The following is a 16,980-nucleotide window of genomic DNA, read 5'->3' as shown; positions in this document are numbered from 1 at the left end:
AGATGCCACTGCGCGATAACTCCGCGTTATCCCCACACAGTTGACGCCGGTGACTCTGGTGCGACGTACGGGACCGGCCTACGCTCGACGCCCATGGAGCTGGAAGTGCGGCACCTGCGCGTCCTGTGCGCGATCGAGGACACCGGCAGCCTGCACAAGGCGGCCCGCCACCTGGGCATGACCCAGCCCGCCCTCAGCACCCAGCTGCGCCGCATCGAGGACCACCTCGGCGGCCGCCTGTTCACCCGCGAACGCACCGGCTGCCGCGCGACGCCGCTCGGCCGCACCCTGCTCACGCGGGCCCGCCCGCTGGTGGACGACCTGCGCGCACTGGTCGACGAGACGCGCGCGATGGCACAGGACTCGGCCGGTGGCCTCCTGCGCATCGGCTCCACGGCCAGCCGCGCGATACCGGGCTGGCTGCGCCGCCTGCGCGCGAGTTCGCCGCACGAGCCGTCGCTGCGCATGGACGTCTCGGCGCACGCGCTGCTCCGCCTGGTGGCCGAGGGCGGCCTCGACGTGGCGTTCGTCCACGAGGTGGAGGGCAGCCCGCTGCACATACCGGAGTCCCTGACCTGCAAGGTCCTCCTGGCCCGCGAACCCCAGTACGTCTCCCTGCCGGCGGACCACCCGGCGGCGGGCAGCCCGGTCGTGCGCCTGACGGACCTGGCGGAGGACCGGTGGATGATCGACCCGACGGTGGACGGCGAATGGGACGGCCTGCTCCGGGCGTTCCGCTCGGCGGGCGTCAACCCCCGTGTGCTGCACGGTGATTACCTGACCGCGTCCAACCTCGTCGCGACCGGCGAGGTGGTGACGCTCTGCCAGCCGACGTCCCTGGCCCGCCCCGACATGGCGATCCGCCCCCTTGAGGGCGACCCGGTCGCCGTACGCCTCCTCCTCGCGGCCCGCTCCGCACCCGTCCTGGACGCGGTGCTGCCGGCCCTGCGGGAGGCCTATTGGGAGTCGGCACACCAGTCACCGGCGTATCGGACACGTCTCACGGAGTCGGGCGTGATCGACTGAATCCATACAGAAAGGGCGGCAGTTGTCCGCTCGGTCGAACGACCCGACCCTGCCCAAGATCACAGCCTGTGGCGGCTAACCTTACGTGTCCGCCCTGGCCAGGGGTTCCAGGGAGCAGGGACGTCGGGGACAACTCATGCGGAAGGTTGCGCACATGGGCATTCTGGATCTGCTGCGGAACGCATTCGGGCGATCGCGCAAAAAAGACGAGACCGCTGCCGCCGCGGACCCAGCGCCTGCCGCTGCCGCTTCCGACCAGGCACCAACGGTCCCCGCCCCTTCCAAGGGCGAAGCCGACGACCTGGTCTCGGCGGCCTTCGACAACATCTCGGTCCCGAAGCCGTCGAGCCCGGTGGGCGGCGAACGCTTGACGCGAGAGCCTTCGACGGAGCGGGACGCGGACGCCGGGGCGGAGCCCGCGGAGCCGGCGGCTGCGGCTTCGGCCGAGGAGAAGGCCGCGGCTCCGGCCGAGCCGGCGGCTGCGGCACCGGCGGAGACGGAGGCTGCTGCTGAGGCTCCGGTGGAGGCCGAGACGGTTGCTGAGGCTCCGTCGGAGGATGCGGCCGAGGCGGAAACTGCGACGCCTGCCGAGGCCACGGCAGCGGCTCCGACCGAGGAGAAGGCCGAGCCCAAGTCTGAGGATGCGGTTCCGGCTGCGGCCGAGGAGGCCAAGGCAGAGGCTCCGGCCAAGGAAGAGGCTGCGACCTCGACGCCGGAGGAGCCCAAGACCGAGACCGAGGCCAAGGCCGAGGACGCACCCCCCGCCACGAACGACACCGAAGCCCCGGCCCCCGCCAAGGCTGCAACCCCCGCCAAGGACAAGGCCGAGACCAAGGCCGTCGCCGAGGATCAGGCTCCCGCCGCGAGCGAGACCAAGGCCGCCACCGAAGCCCCGGCCCCCGCCGAGTCGAAGGCCAAGGCTGCGAAGCCCGCCAAGAGCGAGGCCAAGGGCGACGCCGAGGGTCAGACCCCCGCCGCGAGCGACACCAAGGCCGACACCGAACCCCCCGCCCCCGCCGAAACCAAGGCTGCCGCCCCCGCCAAGGCCGAGATCAAGGCCGAGGACGCAATCCCCGCCGCAAGCGAGGCCAAGGCCAACGCCGAGGCCCCGGCCCCCGCCGCGAGCAACACCGAAGCCCCGGCCCCCGCCGAGTCGAAGGCCAAGGCTGCGAGGCCCGCCAAGTCCAAGGCCAAGACTGCGACCCCCGCCAAGGGCAAGGCCAAGGCCGACACCGAGGCCCCGGCCCCGGCCCCCGCCGAAGCCAAGACCAAGGCCGCGGCCCCCGCCAAGAGCAAGGCCAAGGCCGAGCCCAAGGCCGACGCCGAAGACGCGGCTCCCGCCGCCGCTGTGGGCAAGCGTCCCGCACGGCGGGACGGGTGGGCACAGCCCCCGGTGCAGGCCGAAGAGGACAAGGGGGCCGACCCCGCCGTGGCGGCGGAGCCCACCCCGGCCCAGGCCGGCAAGACCGAGGAGCCTGCCCCCGCCGCGGCGGAAGAGGCCACCCCGGCCCAGCCCCAAGAGCCCGAAAAGGTCGACCCCGTCGCGGCGAACACCCCGGCGCAGCCCGAACAGACCGACAACGTCGACCCCACCCCGGTGAAGACCCCGGCGCAGGCCCAACAGACCGACGACGTCGACCCCACCCCGGCCAAGATCAAGACCCGCGCCCCCGGCCTGGCCACCGCCCACACCGCCGCCGGCACCGCCCTCAAGAACCGCGGCCTCACCGGCACCCACGCCACGGTCTACCTCGTCCTGGACCGCTCCGGCTCCATGCGCCCGTACTACAAGAACGGCTCGACCACCGCCCTCGCGGAGCAGACCGTCGCGCTGGCCGCCCACCTCGACACCCGCGAAACCCCCACCGTCCACACGGTGATCTTCTCGACGGACATCGACGCCGCCGGCGACCTCACCCTGGACGCGTACGAGGGCAAGGTCGACGCCTGGCACGCGGAGGCGGGCCGCATGGGCCGCACCAGCTACCACCGCGCCATCGAGGAGATCGTCGCGCACCACGAGAAGTCGGACGACCCCAAGGCCCCCGCCCTGGTGATCTTCCAGACGGACGGCCCCCCGGACGTCCAGCGCCCGGCGAACGAGGCCCTCGCGAAGGCGGCCGAGCACCCCCTCTTCTTCCAGTTCGTGACGTTCGGCGACCCGGACTCGAAGAACTTCGACTACCTCCGCAAGCTGAAGGCGGAGAACGCCGCGGTCTTCCACGCGGGCGAGACCCCGCTGGAACTCACGGACGCGGAGCTCTACAAGGGCCTCCTGGAGGCCTGGCGCCCGTAACCCCGCTCTCCCGCAAGAGCCCCCGACACCCCACGGCCGTCCGCGCAATAAAACACCGCGCGGGCGGCCACCCCATGTCGGCTACGATTTCTAGATTCCACTCACGTCAATTCCATTCACGTCACAACCCGGGAGCAGCCCCCGATGGCTCGACACCTCATCACCAGCGCCCTTCCGTACATCAACGGGATCAAGCACCTGGGCAACATGGTGGGGTCCATGCTCCCGGCCGACGTGTACTCCCGTTACCTGCGCCAGCGCGGCCACGACGTGCTGTACATCTGCGCGACGGACGAGCACGGCACGCCCGCCGAGCTCGCGGCCAAGGAGCGCGGCATCCCGGTCGCCGAGTTCTGCGCGCAGGCGCACGACGCGCAGAAGGCGGTCTACGACGGGTTCGGCCTCGCGTTCGACCACTTCGGCCGCAGCTCCTCGCAGCAGAACGCGGAGATCACGCAGCACTTCGCCCGCAAGCTGAACGAGAACGGGTTCATCGAAGAGCGCGCCATCCGCCAGGTCTACAGCCCCGCCGACGGCCGCTTCCTGCCCGACCGTTACGTCGAGGGCACCTGCCCGCACTGCGGCTACGACAAGGCCCGCGGCGACCAGTGCGAGAACTGCACCCGCGTCCTGGACCCGACGGACCTGATCAACCCGCGCTCCGCGATCTCCGGCTCCACCGAGCTCGAGGTCCGCGAGACCAAGCACCTCTTCCTCCTCCAGTCGAAGCTGCAGGTCGAGGTCGAGGCGTGGATCGACGAGGTCGCCGACGAGTGGCCGCAGCTCGCGTCCTCCATCGCCCGCAAGTGGCTGACCGAGGGTCTCAACGACCGCTCGATCACCCGCGACCTGGACTGGGGCGTCCCGGTCCCGGCGGACACGTGGCCGGAGCTGGCGGCCGAGGGCAAGGTCTTCTACGTATGGTTCGACGCCCCGATCGAGTACATCGGGTCGACGAAGGAGTGGGCCGACCAGGCCCCCGACGGCGAGGTCCGCGACTGGAAGTCGTGGTGGTACGAGCCCGACGGCGCCACCGACGTGCGCTACACGGAGTTCATGGCGAAGGACAACGTCCCGTTCCACTCCGTCATGTTCCCGGCGACGCAGATGGGTATCCGCGAGCCGTGGAAGAAGGTCGACTACCTGAAGGCCTTCAACTGGCTGACGTACTACGGCGGAAAGTTCTCCACCTCCCAGAAGCGCGGCGTCTTCACGGACCAGGCCCTGGACATCCTCCCGGCCGACTACTGGCGCTACTTCCTCATCGCGAACGCGCCGGAGTCGGACGACTCGTCCTTCACCTGGGAGCACTTCACGGCGACGGTGAACAAGGACCTGGCCGACACCCTCGGCAACTTCGTCAACCGCGTGCTGTCCTTCTCCCGCAAGCGCTTCGGCGACGACGTCCCCGCGGGCGGCGAGCCGGGCGAGGCGGAGACGAAGCTCGGCCAGGAGATCTCCACGCTCCTCGCCGAGTACGAGAACCAGATGGAGGCCCTCCAGTTCCGCAAGGCCGCGGCGGCGCTGCGCGCCCTGTGGTCGGCGGGCAACTCCTACCTGGAGGAGAAGGCCCCCTGGCTGGAGATCAAGACCGACAAGGACGCCGCCGCGCTGACCCTCCGCACGGCGATGAACCTGATCCACCTCTACTCGGTGGTCTCGGCACCCTTCATCCCGTCCTCGGCCGCCGCGATGCGCGCCGCGTTCGCCCTCCCCGGCGACGACGCCACGTGGGTCACCCCCGAGGAAGCCACGTCCCTCACGACGGTCCCGGCCGGCACCCCCTTCACCGTCCCCCCGGTCCTCTTCGCAAAGATCACGGACGAGGACCTGGAGTCCTACAAGGAGCGCTTCGGCGGCGAGCCGGAAGCGTAAGACACACCGACGCGAAGGCCCGGAACCGATTCCCCGGTTCCGGGCCTTCGCGCTGCTCAGCGCACCCTTCGCACGTGTCCCGGTCAATCAGCAGATACACGGGGATCTCGGACTCGGCGTAAGCACGTCACCCCTTCCGCCACCTCACGCATCCCGCGCCCGCAGCACCGCCCACCCCACCACCAGCGCCCCGCCCGCGTAGGCGGCGAGGACGGTGATGCCGGTCCAGGGGGCGAGCGGGGCCGTACCGGGGCCGGTCGTCGTCTGGACGGCCAGGCCCGCCGTCATCGGGGAGAACTTCTGGACCCGGTGCAGCACGTGCTCCGGCATCGTGATGATCAACGTGGCCAGGTAGGGCCCGTACAGCAGCGCCATCACCGCCCCGACGGCTGCCGCCGCGTGCCGCACCACCAGCGCCACTCCCACGCTCAGCAGCGCGACCAGCAGCAGATAGACGACCGTGCCGAGCGCGGCCCGCCACAACTCGCTGGACGAGAGCGGCAATTGGGGGAATCCCGACAGCACCGCGCGGCCCGCCATCAGTGATCCGAGGACCGCGGGGAGCGCCGCCGCCAGGACCGCCGCCGCCGTCACCGCCGTCTTCGCCAGGAACACCGTGGTGCGCCGCGGGTTCGCCGCGAGGGTCGTACGGATCATGCGCGGGTACTCACTGGAGACCACGGCGACCGCGACGAGCGCGGCCGCCGTCTGCGCCAGGTACACCCCGGACAGGGACAGCGCGGTCGGCGCGAGGACCCCCGACTGGTCCTTCGCGGCGCTCGCCGCGATCAGCGCGGTGAACGCGACCATCGCCCCGGTCAGGGACACCACCGTCCACAACTGCCCGGGAACGGTACGGAGTTTGGTCCACTCTCCGTGCACGGCGCGCGCCGCGCCCGCCGCCGTCATACGTCCCGCCCGGTCAGCCGCCACCGCGCCGCACCGAGCACCACGGCCACGTACAGGCACAGCACCCCGAAGCCCGCCCACGGTGTGATCACGGTGTCGAGGAGCCGTCGGGTCTGCTGGACCGCGAGGCCGGCAGTCGGCGTGGCCCGGCCGACGAAGTCGCTGAAGCCGATGGACGTGGTCTGCGCGACGATCGGCAGCACCACGAACGTCACGATCATCAGGACCACGGCCGGCACCGCGCGCCGCAGCAGCGCCCCGACGCCCAGGCTCAGCACGGCGGCCAGCGCGAGGAACGCGGCGCTCCCGACGATCGCCCGCATGGTCGCCGGGTCAGTGAGGGAGAGCTCCGGGAACAGCGGCGGGGCGAAGCCGTTGTCGCGCAGCGCGGGGCGGGCGACGAGGAACTCCGCCACGCACGCGACCAGGCCCACGACGAAGACCGTCGCGCCGAGGACGAGCGCCTTCGCCGCGAGCACCCGGCCGCGCCGCGGACTCGCGGTGAACGTGGTGCGCACCGTCCCGGTCTTGTACTCGGACGTGATGAACAGGACGCCGAGGGCGATCACCGCGATGGTCGCGATCTGGATGCCGTCGTCGAGCGCCATCTTGACCAGGTCGGGCTGTCCGCCGAGCTGTCCGACACCGCCCATGCCGAGTCCGCCCAGGTCACCGCTGCCGGTGACCGTGAAGGTGCCATCGTGCTCGCGGAAGGGCTTCGGGTCGGCGACGGGGTCGGCCACCTCCTCCTTCTCCCCCTTCTTCACGGACTGCATGATGTCCGTCTGCCGCCAGTCGCCCTTGCCCTGCGCGGGGAAGGCGACGTGGTCGAAGACGGCCCTGCCGAGCGTGGCCACGGGGTGCATGCGCAGATCGCCGGGGCCGCTGCGCTCCTCCTTGCCGTCCATCGGCGACGTGACGAAGAGGCCCGCCTCGGCGGTGGCGGGCAGGTGGGCGACGGTGAGCGTGCCGACCTTGGTCCAGGCCCGGCCGTCGCCGGACTCGTAGCCCGTGACCCGGTCCCCGGCCCGTACGAGCCGCAGCCAGCGCGGGGCGTCCGCGCTTTCGGAGCCGGTCAGTTCGTGCGTGCCGTCGGCCATCATCCGCACGCCGTGCTCCGGCGTCACCATCAAGGCGGCGTACGAGGATCCGCTCGCGGTGCCGTCCTTCAGGAGCAGCCCCGCCTTCGCCCAGCCGGCGCTGTTCTTCTGCGCGGCGACGCGCACGGTGAAGGTGCCGTCGCCCGCAGCCGGGCGGTGCACGAAGGACGAGGCGTCGTACTTCTTCGGGCCGCCGTAGCTGAACTGGCTGCCGTTCGCCGACGCGACGGTCAGCAGCAGGCTGAGCGCGAGCAGTGCGATCAGGGCGAGGGGAGTGCTGCGGACGCTGCGCAGCTTGGTCCACTCGGCGCGCACGGCGCGGACCATCGGCGACTTCATGACGACGCCTCCTGCGCGCTCGGTCCGGTGGCGGTGAACTCCGTTGCCGCGCCAGTGAGTTCCATGTACGCCTCCTCCAGCGTGGCCCGGTGCCGGGACAGTTCGGAGAACGGGATGTTGTGCGCGCCGAGCCGGGCGACGACCTCTTCGGCCGCCAGTCCGGTGACGGTGAGCGAGTCGGGGCCGGTCACGGCGACGGTGGCGTCGGCGCCCGCGAGGACCGCCATGGCCTCGGCGCGCCTGCTGGTCCGCAGGGCGACGCGCTCGCCGGACGCCTCGTCGAGCAGCGCGGCGACGTCGGTGTCGGCGAGCAGCCGCCCCCTGCCGATCACGATGACGTGGTCCGCGGTGTCCTGGAGTTCGCTCATCAAGTGGGAGGAGACGAGGACCGTACGCCCTTCCGCGGCAAGGGACTTAAGGAAGCGCCTGATCCACTGGATGCCCTCGGGGTCGAGTCCGTTGACCGGCTCGTCGAGGATCAGCACGGGCGGGTCGCCGAGCAGGGCGGCCGCGATGCCGAGCCGCTGGCGCATCCCGAGCGAGAAGCCGCCCGCGCGCTTCTTCGCGGCGGAGGCGAGGCCGACCTGGTCGAGGACGAGGTCGACGCGGCGGCTCGGCAGCCCGTTGTAGTGGGCGAGCCACAGCAGATGGTCGCGGGCCCGGCGGCCCGGATGCAGCGCCTCGCAGTCGAGCAGCGCGCCGACCGTGGACAGCGGGTCGGCGAGCCGCGTGTAGTCCCGCCCGCCGATGAGCGCGGCTCCGCTGTCGGGCCGGTCGAGCCCGAGCATCATCCGCAGCGTCGTCGACTTCCCGGCCCCGTTGGGCCCGACGAACCCGGTCACCCGCCCCGCCTCGACGGTGAAGCTGAGCTCGTCCACGGCCACGGTGGACCCGTACCGCTTGCACAGCCCGCGGGCCTCGATCGTCATATCGGTCATGCCAGTTGACGTTAGGGACCGGGCGGCGCGGCGGCGTCCCGACCGGGCGTGGTCTCCCGGAGGCCCCGCTCCCCCCGCAGGGGGACGCCGCCCGCGCCCCGGCCCGCCGATAATGACCGCCATGACCGGGACCTGGACCGCGGCACGGGCAGGGGTGCGGCGCGCGGCGGCCGCACGTGACCTGCCGCTGCTCGCCGCCACGGTCCTGGCCCTCGCGGCCCTCGCCGAGGTCACCGGACAGGGCCGCGACCCGGCCCCCGAACTCCCCGGCCTGCTCGCCCTGGCGCTGGGCGCGACCGTCCCCCTCGCCTTCGTCCGCTCCCAGCTCCTGCTCACCGCGACGGCCCTCACCGCGGCCTCGCTGCTCGCGCCCCTCACGTACGGCCAGACGCTGTACGCGGGTCTGCCCGCCCTCGCCGCCGCCCTGTACCTGGTGGGGCTGCGCCAACCGGGCCGTAACGCCGTCCTGTTCGCCGTGCCCTTCACCGCGTACGCGCTCACGGACGACGCAGGACCCTACGGCGTCGTCCTCCTCGCGGGCGCGGCGGCCGCGCTCACCGCGGGCGGCGCCCGGCGCGCGCAGGCCGAGGCGGCCCGCCGTTCCGCCGCCGACTGGGCGTACGCGGACACGGCCCTCGCCCATGCGGCGCTCGGCGAACGGGCCCGTATCGCACGGGAGTTGCACGACATCGTGGCCCACCACATCTCGACGATCTCGGTGCAGGCGGAGACGGCCCGCTACACGACGCCCGGTCTGCCGCCGGAGGGCGCCGAGCGGTTCCTGGCGATCGGCGACACGGCCCGGCTCGCCCTCACCGAGATGCGCCGGCTGCTCGGCGTGCTGCGCGAGGACGCCCCCGCCGAACCCGCGCAGGCCGCGCCCCGCTCGCCCCAGCCGGGCCTCGACCAGCTCGTCACCCTCGTCGACGAGGCCCGCGCGGCGACCGGCACCGCCGTCCGCCTCATCGTCCGCGGCCACGTCACCGCCCTCGACCCCGGCCTGGAACTCACCGCGTACCGCATCGTCCAGGAAGCCCTGACCAACGCGCGCCGGCATGCGCCGGGCGTCGCCGTGGACGTCGAACTGCACTACAGGGAGAGCCAGTTGGCGATACGCGTACGGGACTGCGGCCCCGGTACGGGCCCCGGCGAGCCGGGCCACGGGCTGCTCGGCATGCGCGAACGCACCGCGATGGCGGGCGGCACCCTGCACGCGGGCCCGGCACCGGCCGGCGGCTTCCTGGTCGAGGCGTCCCTGCCGGTCAAGGGCACCGCCGTATGAACGCCCCCGTGAACGCCCCCATGAACGCCATCCGGATCGTCGTCGCCGACGACCAGGACGTCGTACGGGCCGGATTCGGCGCGCTCCTCGACAGCCAGGACGACTTCACGGTCGTCGGCAGCGCACCCGGCGGCGCCGAAGCGGTCCGCGTCTGCCGCGAGGTCCGCCCCGACCTCGCCCTGATGGACGTCCGCATGCCCGGCATGGACGGCATCGAGGCCACCCGCCGCATCGCGCGCGACCTGCCCGCGACCCGCGTCGTGATGCTGACGACCTTCGACCTCGACGAGTACGTGTACGACGCGCTCGCCGCGGGCGCCAGCGGCTTCCTGCTCAAGGACATGCAGGCCGAGCGGCTCTTCGAGGCGGTGCGGGTGGTCGCCGCGGGCGAGGCACTGCTCGCGCCGACCGTCACCCGCCGCCTGATCGCCGAGTTCACCCGGCTCCGCCCGCGCGCGGTACCCGAACAGGCCCTCGCCGTCGACGCGTTGACCCCGCGCGAGCGCGAGGTGCTGCGGCTGATCGCCGAGGGCCTGTCCAACCAGGAGATCGCCGGACGCCTCGTGGTCGGCGGCGAGACCGTGAAGACCCACGTCAGCCGGGTCCTCGCCAAGCTCGGAGTCCGCGACCGGGCGCAGGCGGTGGTGGCGGCGTACGAGTCGGGACTCGTGGTGCCGCGCTCGGGCTGAGCCCCAATCAAGCCCCTCCGGCGATTGAGGAGCGGGGTCCGGGGCGGAGCCCCGTGACCGGGCGCCGGCGCCGCACAAGCAAAACGGGCCCGGGAGCCGAAACTCCCGGACCCGCCAACCCGCGGAGCGACCCGCTACTTCTTCTCGACCGGCTTGCGGAGCTGGATGTTGAGCTCGCGCAGGCGCGACTCGTCCAGCTCGGTGGGCGCGCCCATCATCAGGTCCTGCGCGTTGCCGTTCAGCGGGAAGGAGATGGTCTCCCGGATGTTCGGCTCGTCGGCGAGGAGCATGACGATGCGGTCGACGCCCGGGGCGATCCCGCCGTGCGGCGGGGCGCCGAAGCGGAATGCGCGGAGCATGCCCGCGAACTCGGCCTCCACGGTCTCGGCGTCGTAGCCCGCGATCTCGAACGCCTTGATCATGATGTCGGGCTCGTGGTTACGGATGGCGCCGGAGGACAGCTCGATGCCGTTGCAGACGATGTCGTACTGCCAGGCCAGGATATCCAGCGGGTTCTTCTCCTCCAGGTCCTTCATGCCGCCCTGCGGCATGGAGAACGGGTTGTGGGAGAAGTCGATCTTGCCGGTCTCCTCGTCCTTCTCGTACATCGGGAAGTCGACGATCCAGCAGAAGCGGAACACGCCCTCCTCGAAGTGGCCCGCACGCTTGGCGGCCTCGACGCGGACGGCGCTCATGATCTTCGAGACCTCGTCGAACTCGCCCGCGCCGAAGAACACGGCGTGACCGGCCTTGAGGCCGAGGCGCTCGGTGAGGACCTTGACGTTCTCCTCGGTGAGGAACTTCGCGATCGGGCCGGCGAACGTGCCGTCCTCGCCCACGCGGATCCAGGCCAGGCCCTTCGCGCCCTGCTCGACCGCGTAGTCACCGAGGCCGTCGAAGAACTTGCGGGACTGCGACGCGGTGTCCGGGACGGGCAGCGCACGCACGTGCTTGCCGGCGAACGCCTTGAACTCCGAGTCCGCGAACACGTCGGTGATGTCGACGAGTTCGAGCTTGGCGCGCAGGTCCGGCTTGTCGTTGCCGTACTTGAGCATCGACTCGCGGAACGGGATGCGCGGGAACGGGGACGTGACCTCGCGGCCGCCGCCGAACTCCGTGAAGATCTCCGTCATGAGCTTCTCGATGGGGCGGAAGACGTCTTCCTGCTCCACGAAGCTCATCTCGATGTCGAGCTGGTAGAACTCGCCCGGCGAGCGGTCCGCGCGCGCGTCCTCGTCGCGGAAGCACGGCGCGATCTGGAAGTAGCGGTCGAAGCCCGAGATCATCAGCAGCTGCTTGAACTGCTGCGGCGCCTGGGGGAGGGCGTAGAACTTGCCCGGGTTCAGGCGGGACGGGACGACGAAGTCGCGGGCGCCCTCGGGGGAGGTCGCGGCGAGGATCGGCGTCGCCATCTCGTTGAACCCGAGGTTGACCATCTTCGAGCGGATCGAGGCGATGACCTCGCTGCGCAGCATGATGTTGCGGTGCATGCGCTCGCGGCGCAGGTCCAGGAAGCGGTACTCCAGGCGGCGCTCCTCGCCCACCCCGTCGTCCTGGTTGATCTGGAACGGCAGCTGCTGCGCCCCGCCGAGCACCTCGACCGTGGAGGCCTCGATCTCGACCTCGCCAGTGGGCAGCTCCGGGTTGACGTTGTCCGCGCCGCGGGAGACGACCTTGCCGTCGATGCGGACGACCGTCTCCTTCGTCAGCTTGTCGAGGACCTCGGCGGCCTCGGTGCCGGGGCGGGCGACGAGCTGCGTGATGCCGTAGTGGTCGCGCAGATCGATGAAGAGGATGCCGCCCAGGTCTCGGCGATTGTGCAGCCAGCCGCTCAGCCGGACGTCGGAGCCGACGTCAGAGGCGCGGAGCTCGCCGCAGGTGTGGGACCTGTACCGATGCATCGTCGTTCATCCAGCCTTTGCGCTTGGGGTTCCCCGGGAGACAACCGGGATCCCCCCAAGCCTACCGGCCCCCGCCTTGCGCAATCCGCCGCCGCCGGCCGCCTTGGGCAATCTGCCGCCAAGGGCGGCAGGGTGGGCAAGGCGGCACCCCGGCGCGGGCAGCGCCTTCGGTCGGCCCCCACCCCGTCGCGGCCGCACCGCTCCCGCACCCACCCCACCCGCCCCGGCGAAGCCTCTGGTGGCCGTAATCGATCACCTCTTCCTACAGTGGGGCAATGCGCACCGGTGACCTCCCTCCCGTGGAGGACGTCCTCGCCGCTCTGGCCACCGGGCTGTGGCGATGGGACAACCGGGCCGGGCTCGTCACCTTCGACGCCGAGGCCGCCCGGCTCATCGGCCTGCCCACCGCCACCCCCGGCGAGCCCGTCACCTTGACGGAGTCCGCGGCCCGCGCCCGTTTCCACCCGGTCGACTGGAACGAGATAGACGGGATCGTTCAGCTCGCCGTCGCCGAGGGCACCCTCGCCGAGGCCCGGCTGCGCGTCATGGACGACCAGGGTCATGTGCTGCGCACCGTACGCAGCCGCTCCAAGCCGATCGTGCACGGCGACTCCCCGGACTCGTACGAGCTGATCGGCACGCTCCAGGAAGTGTCCGAGCCGCCGCCCGGGGCCGCCTCCCGCTCCCCGGTCACCGGCGACTGGCGGCGCTCGCGCGAGGCCTTCCTGCTGGACGCGGGGCGGGCGCTCGCGGAGGCCGGGTCCACGGAGGAGGTGCTGCGGGTCGCCGCGGGGCTCTCCATGCCGGGGTTCTCGCCGGACGGCCTCGCGGTGTTCGGCGTCGCGGGCGACCGGCTCACCGTCATCGGGCACCACGGCCAGGAGGACGGCGACGAGTCCCCGTTCACCGACATGGAGCTGGGCACGGACTATCCGGGCGCCGAGGTCGTCCGCACCGGGCGCGCGGTCTATCTATCCTCGCCCGAGGAGTACCGCGCCCGCTACCCGGCCGCCTGGCCGCTGGCCGCCCGCTTCGAGCGCAAGTCGTGGGCGTTCCTGCCGCTGATCGTCGCCGGTCACACGATCGGCGCGTGGATGGCGGGCTTCGCCTACCCGGTGTCGTTCACGCCCGACGAGCGCTCGGTCCTCACCACGGTCGCGCGGATGCTGGCGCAGGCCCTGTCCAGGGCCGGGGTCGCCGAGTCGGAGCGGGAGCTGACCGACGGCCTGCAGAAGTCGATGCTGCCGACGCTCGGCCCGGAGATCCCGGGGATGAGCGTCGCCGCCCGCTATGTGCCGACCGGCGGCGGCCTCCAGGTCGGCGGCGACTGGTACGACATGATCCCGCTGCCGGGCGGCGGCATCGCCCTGGTCATCGGCGACGTACAGGGCCACGACGTGCGCGCCGCGGGCCTGATGGGGCAGCTCCGGGTCGCCCTGCGCGCGTACGCCTCCGAAGGGCACCGGCCCGACGCCGTGCTCTCCCGCGCCTCCCGCTTCCTGCACGGCATCGGCGACACCGACGAACCCGGGGCCGACCCGCGCTTCGCGACCTGCCTGTACGTCCAGGCCGATCCCGCCACCGGCGTCCTGGAGATCGCCCGCGCCGGGCACCCGGACCCCGCGATCCGGATGGCCGACGGCACCGTCCTCGTCCGCCCCACCGCGGGCGGCCTGCCGCTCGGCGTCGACCCCGACGCGGACTATCCGACGACCCGTCTCGTCCTCGAACCCGCCGAGACGCTGCTCATCTGCACGGACGGCCTGATCGAGACGGGCGGGCACGACCTGGACACCGGCTGGTCGCGGATCCGCGCGGCCCTGGAGGCCGGCCCCGACGAACGCCTGGAAGAGCTGGCCGACGCCCTGGTGCAGGCCGTGCACGGCCCCTCCTCGCACCACACCACGGGGCCGCTCGCGGACCGCCGCGAGGACGACATCGCGCTGTTGCTGCTGCGCCGCACCACCCAGTCGGCCGGTGCCACCGTGGCCCGGCGCACCGCGATGACCATCGCCCAGGCCGAGCCCGAGCGGATCGCGGCCGCCCGTCAGCAGCTACGGGAGCTGCTGCACGACTGGGCCGACACGGATCAGATGGACTCGGCGGTGCTGCTCGTCTCCGAGATGGTCACCAACGTCCTGGTGCACACCGACGGCGACGCGCTCCTGGTCGCCGAGATGACCCGGCACGGCGCCGAACCGCGCCGGCTGCGCGTGGAGGTCGCGGACGCCTCCGACGACCTGCCGCACAAGCGCCGCCCCGGTGAGCTGGCGTCATCGGGGCGGGGTCTGGTGCTCATGGAGCTGCTGGCCGACCGCTGGGGCGTGGACCCTCGGGGCGAGGGCAAGAGCATCTGGTTCGAGCTCTACGAACCCTCGGAAGCTCCGGCGGACCCGGCAGCCCCGGAGGGCCCTGAGGCCTCGGTGGATGCGGTCGACCCGGAGGGCCCGTCACCCGTTTCACGTGAAACAGAAGGCGGTCCTTCGCCCATGTCGTCGGGCGCGTAACGCCTCCTCAGCTCCCCGAGGACACCGAACGCGGCAGCCACCACCGGCACCGCGAGCAGCATCCCGAGAATCCCCGCGACCGCCGCGCCCGCCGTGATCGCCAGCATCACCATCGCCGGGTGCATCTGGACCGTCCGCGACTGGATCATCGGCTGCAGGATGTGCCCCTCCAGCTGCTGCACGGCGAGGATCACCCCGAGCGTCCACAGGGCGATGATCAGCCCCCGGTCGGCGAGCGCGACGAGCACGGCGACGGCCCCGGACAGCGTCGCCCCGAGGTAGGGGATGTACGCGCCGACGAAGACCAGCGCGCCCAGGCCCACCGCACCCGGCACCTGAAGGATCAGCAGTCCGACGGTGATGCAGATGCCGTCGATGAGCGCGATGAACGTGGTGCCGCGCATGAACCCCGAGATCGCCTCGAAGGCCCGCCGCCCCATGGCCTCCAGGACCTCGCCGTGGTGCGGGGCGATCGCGCGCGCGAGCCCCGAGGCCCGGTTGGAGTCCTTCAGGAAGAAGAAGGTGAGCAGCAGCGCGAGCACGCTGGTGGCGAGCAGCGAGCCCAGCGCGGAGAGCCCGGCGATCACCCCGCCCGCCAGGTTGGAACCCCATTTGCCGACCTGGTCCTTGGCGTTGTCGGCCACATCGCCGAGGTCATCGGCGCCGGTGATGCCGACGTGGTCCCTGAGCCAGTCCCCGGCCTGCCGCACCGAGTCGACGATCTGCTCCCCGGTGTCGATCAGCGCGGTGACCACGATGTAGCCGGCGCCACCGACCACGGCGACGAGCGCCACGCAGGTGAGGATGGCGGCCAGCGCGCGCGGCAGCTTCAGCTTGGTGAGCCACTCGAAGACCGGGCCGAGCAGCGCGGTGCCGAGCAGCGCGAGCAGCACGGGCGTGACGGCCGACTGGAAGATGATGACCAGCGCGATCCCGACGCCCGCGACCGCGGTGACGAGCAGCACGACGGCGCACCAGGCGGCGAGGCGGCGGGCGGGGTCGGGGAGGAGCGGGTTACCGGTCTGCACTCCGTCAGACGATCATGCACGCGAACGCCCCGCCTCCCGGCCGGGTCCGGCCGAGTGACGGGGCGTCACATCACGCGATGCCTTACGCGGCGCCTTACGTGTGCGGCAGACGCTCCTTGCTGGGGATGACGCCCAGGCGTCCGGCCTGGAAGTCGTCGAAGGCCTGCTGCAGTTCGGCCTTGTTGTTCATCACGAACGGGCCGTAGTGCGCCATGGGCTCACGGATCGGCTGCCCGCCCAGGATGACCACTTCGAGGTCGGGGGTGTTCGCGTCCTGCGACTCGTCGGCGCGCACGGTCAGGGACGAGCCCGCACCGAACACGGCGGTCTGCCCCGTGTGCACGGGACGCCGGTCGGCGCCGACGGAGCCGCGGCCCGCGAGCACGTACACGAGCCCGTTGTAGTCCTCGCGCCACGGCAGCGTCGCCTCGGCGCCCGGGCGGACGGTGGCGTGCACCATCGTGATCGGGGTGTGCGTGATGCCGGGGCCCTCGTTGCCGTCGAGCTCACCGGCGATGACGCGGAGCAGCGCGCCGCCGTCCTCGGTGGTGAGCAGCTTGACCTGGCCACCGCGGATGTCCTGGTAGCGCGGGTTCTGCATCTTGTCCTTGGCGGGCAGGTTGACCCACAGCTGGAGGCCGTGGAACAGACCGCCGGACATGACGAGCGACTCGGGCGGCGTCTCGATGTGCAGGAGGCCGCTGCCCGCCGTCATCCACTGGGTGTCGCCGTTGGTGATGGTGCCGCCACCACCGTGCGAGTCCTGGTGGATGAAGGTGCCGTCGATGATGTACGTGACGGTCTCGAAGCCGCGGTGCGGGTGCCAGGGCGTGCCCTTGGGCTCACCGGCCTCGTACTCCACCTCACCCATCTGGTCCATCATGATGAACGGGTCGAGGTGCTTGTAGTTGATCCCGGCGAACGCGCGGCGCACCGGGAATCCCTCCCCCTCGAAACCGCTGGGCGCGGTCGTCACAGCGAGCACGGGGCGCGCCACGGCATCCGCCGGCGCGGCCACACGGGGCAGGGTCAGCGGGTTCTCGACGGTCACAGCGGGCATGGCGGCCTCCTCGGGGTCTGCCATCAATTT

At 72.0% G+C, this 16,980-nt stretch carries 11 protein-coding genes and 1 pseudogene; 6 read left to right on the top strand and 6 right to left on the bottom strand.

Annotated elements, in window-relative coordinates:
* Positions 1–93: 93 nt before the first annotated feature.
* The 3 genes from ACYSUO_RS31390 to metG all read left to right on the top strand — a co-directional run bounded on the left by ACYSUO_RS31390 (position 94) and on the right by metG (position 5,197).
* Positions 94–1,026, top strand: a complete 933-nt coding sequence (locus tag ACYSUO_RS31390; protein WP_461779600.1) for a LysR family transcriptional regulator — start codon at positions 94–96, stop codon at positions 1,024–1,026.
* A 154-nt stretch (positions 1,027–1,180) separates the two neighbouring features.
* Positions 1,181–3,322, top strand: a complete 2,142-nt coding sequence (locus ACYSUO_RS31385; RefSeq protein WP_461779599.1) for a VWA domain-containing protein — start codon at positions 1,181–1,183, stop codon at positions 3,320–3,322.
* 144 nt (positions 3,323–3,466) lie between these two features.
* Positions 3,467–5,197: a methionine--tRNA ligase gene (gene metG, locus ACYSUO_RS31380; protein ID WP_461779598.1), complete on the top strand. Its 1,731-nt coding sequence runs from the start codon at positions 3,467–3,469 to the stop codon at positions 5,195–5,197.
* Between the two features lie 144 nt (positions 5,198–5,341).
* Here metG and ACYSUO_RS31375 read toward each other — a convergent pair whose 3' ends face one another.
* The 3 genes from ACYSUO_RS31375 to ACYSUO_RS31365 are packed head-to-tail and all read right to left on the bottom strand — an operon-like array spanning position 5,342 to position 8,483.
* Complete coding sequence (locus ACYSUO_RS31375; protein ID WP_461779597.1) at positions 5,342–6,130, bottom strand: hypothetical protein; 789 nt, start codon at positions 6,128–6,130, stop codon at positions 5,342–5,344.
* Positions 6,103–7,545 (bottom strand): ABC transporter permease subunit, encoded by a 1,443-nt coding sequence (locus ACYSUO_RS31370; protein WP_461779596.1) that lies wholly within the window; start codon positions 7,543–7,545, stop codon positions 6,103–6,105. Before ACYSUO_RS31370 ends, ACYSUO_RS31375 begins: the two co-directional genes overlap by 28 nt.
* Positions 7,542–8,483 carry an ABC transporter ATP-binding protein gene (locus ACYSUO_RS31365; protein ID WP_461779595.1) on the bottom strand — a complete coding sequence of 314 codons (942 nt, stop codon included), beginning with the start codon at positions 8,481–8,483 and terminating at the stop codon, positions 7,542–7,544. The genes ACYSUO_RS31370 and ACYSUO_RS31365 overlap by 4 nt, the downstream gene beginning before the upstream one ends.
* Before the next feature lie 121 nt (positions 8,484–8,604).
* On the opposite strand from ACYSUO_RS31365, the gene ACYSUO_RS31360 reads away from it, so the two are divergent.
* Positions 8,605–9,765: a sensor histidine kinase gene (locus ACYSUO_RS31360; RefSeq protein ID WP_461779594.1), complete on the top strand. Its 1,161-nt coding sequence runs from the start codon at positions 8,605–8,607 to the stop codon at positions 9,763–9,765.
* 20 nt (positions 9,766–9,785) lie between these two features.
* Positions 9,786–10,454: a response regulator gene (locus ACYSUO_RS31355; protein WP_461779660.1), complete on the top strand. Its 669-nt coding sequence runs from the start codon at positions 9,786–9,788 to the stop codon at positions 10,452–10,454.
* A gap of 134 nt (positions 10,455–10,588) precedes the next feature.
* Here the strand turns inward: ACYSUO_RS31355 and aspS are convergent, their stop codons facing one another.
* Positions 10,589–12,355 (bottom strand): aspartate--tRNA ligase, encoded by a 1,767-nt coding sequence (gene aspS / locus ACYSUO_RS31350; protein ID WP_461779593.1) that lies wholly within the window; start codon positions 12,353–12,355, stop codon positions 10,589–10,591.
* A gap of 275 nt (positions 12,356–12,630) precedes the next feature.
* Here aspS and ACYSUO_RS31345 point away from each other — a divergent pair.
* Positions 12,631–14,748: pseudogene (locus ACYSUO_RS31345) on the top strand (ATP-binding SpoIIE family protein phosphatase); the annotation flags it as partial.
* Here the strand turns inward: ACYSUO_RS31345 and ACYSUO_RS31340 are convergent.
* Together ACYSUO_RS31340 and ACYSUO_RS31335 are read right to left on the bottom strand one after the other, a co-directional pair.
* Positions 14,721–15,890 carry an AI-2E family transporter gene (locus tag ACYSUO_RS31340; RefSeq protein ID WP_461779592.1) on the bottom strand — a complete coding sequence of 390 codons (1,170 nt, stop codon included), beginning with the start codon at positions 15,888–15,890 and terminating at the stop codon, positions 14,721–14,723. The pseudogene ACYSUO_RS31345 and the gene ACYSUO_RS31340 overlap by 28 nt on opposite strands.
* A gap of 94 nt (positions 15,891–15,984) precedes the next feature.
* Positions 15,985–16,950 (bottom strand): pirin family protein, encoded by a 966-nt coding sequence (locus tag ACYSUO_RS31335; protein WP_461779591.1) that lies wholly within the window; start codon positions 16,948–16,950, stop codon positions 15,985–15,987.
* Between the last annotated feature and the right edge of the window lie 30 nt (positions 16,951–16,980).

This window comes from Streptomyces sp. UC4497, assembly GCF_054871485.1.
This window is presented reverse-complemented; position numbering and strand designations above follow the sequence as displayed.

Excerpts from the sequence above, each read along its gene's own strand:
- ACYSUO_RS31390 (WP_461779600.1), top strand. The coding sequence starts at position 94 with ATGGAGCTGGAAGTGCGGCACCTGCGCGTCCTGTGCGCGATCGAGGAC.
- ACYSUO_RS31385 (WP_461779599.1), top strand. The coding sequence starts at position 1,181 with ATGGGCATTCTGGATCTGCTGCGGAACGCATTCGGGCGATCGCGCAAA.
- metG (WP_461779598.1), top strand. The coding sequence starts at position 3,467 with ATGGCTCGACACCTCATCACCAGCGCCCTTCCGTACATCAACGGGATC.
- ACYSUO_RS31370 (WP_461779596.1), bottom strand. The coding sequence starts at position 7,545 with ATGAAGTCGCCGATGGTCCGCGCCGTGCGCGCCGAGTGGACCAAGCTG.
- ACYSUO_RS31365 (WP_461779595.1), bottom strand. The coding sequence starts at position 8,483 with ATGACCGATATGACGATCGAGGCCCGCGGGCTGTGCAAGCGGTACGGG.
- ACYSUO_RS31360 (WP_461779594.1), top strand. The coding sequence starts at position 8,605 with ATGACCGGGACCTGGACCGCGGCACGGGCAGGGGTGCGGCGCGCGGCG.
- ACYSUO_RS31355 (WP_461779660.1), top strand. The coding sequence starts at position 9,786 with ATGAACGCCATCCGGATCGTCGTCGCCGACGACCAGGACGTCGTACGG.
- aspS (WP_461779593.1), bottom strand. The coding sequence starts at position 12,355 with ATGCATCGGTACAGGTCCCACACCTGCGGCGAGCTCCGCGCCTCTGAC.
- ACYSUO_RS31335 (WP_461779591.1), bottom strand. The coding sequence starts at position 16,950 with ATGCCCGCTGTGACCGTCGAGAACCCGCTGACCCTGCCCCGTGTGGCC.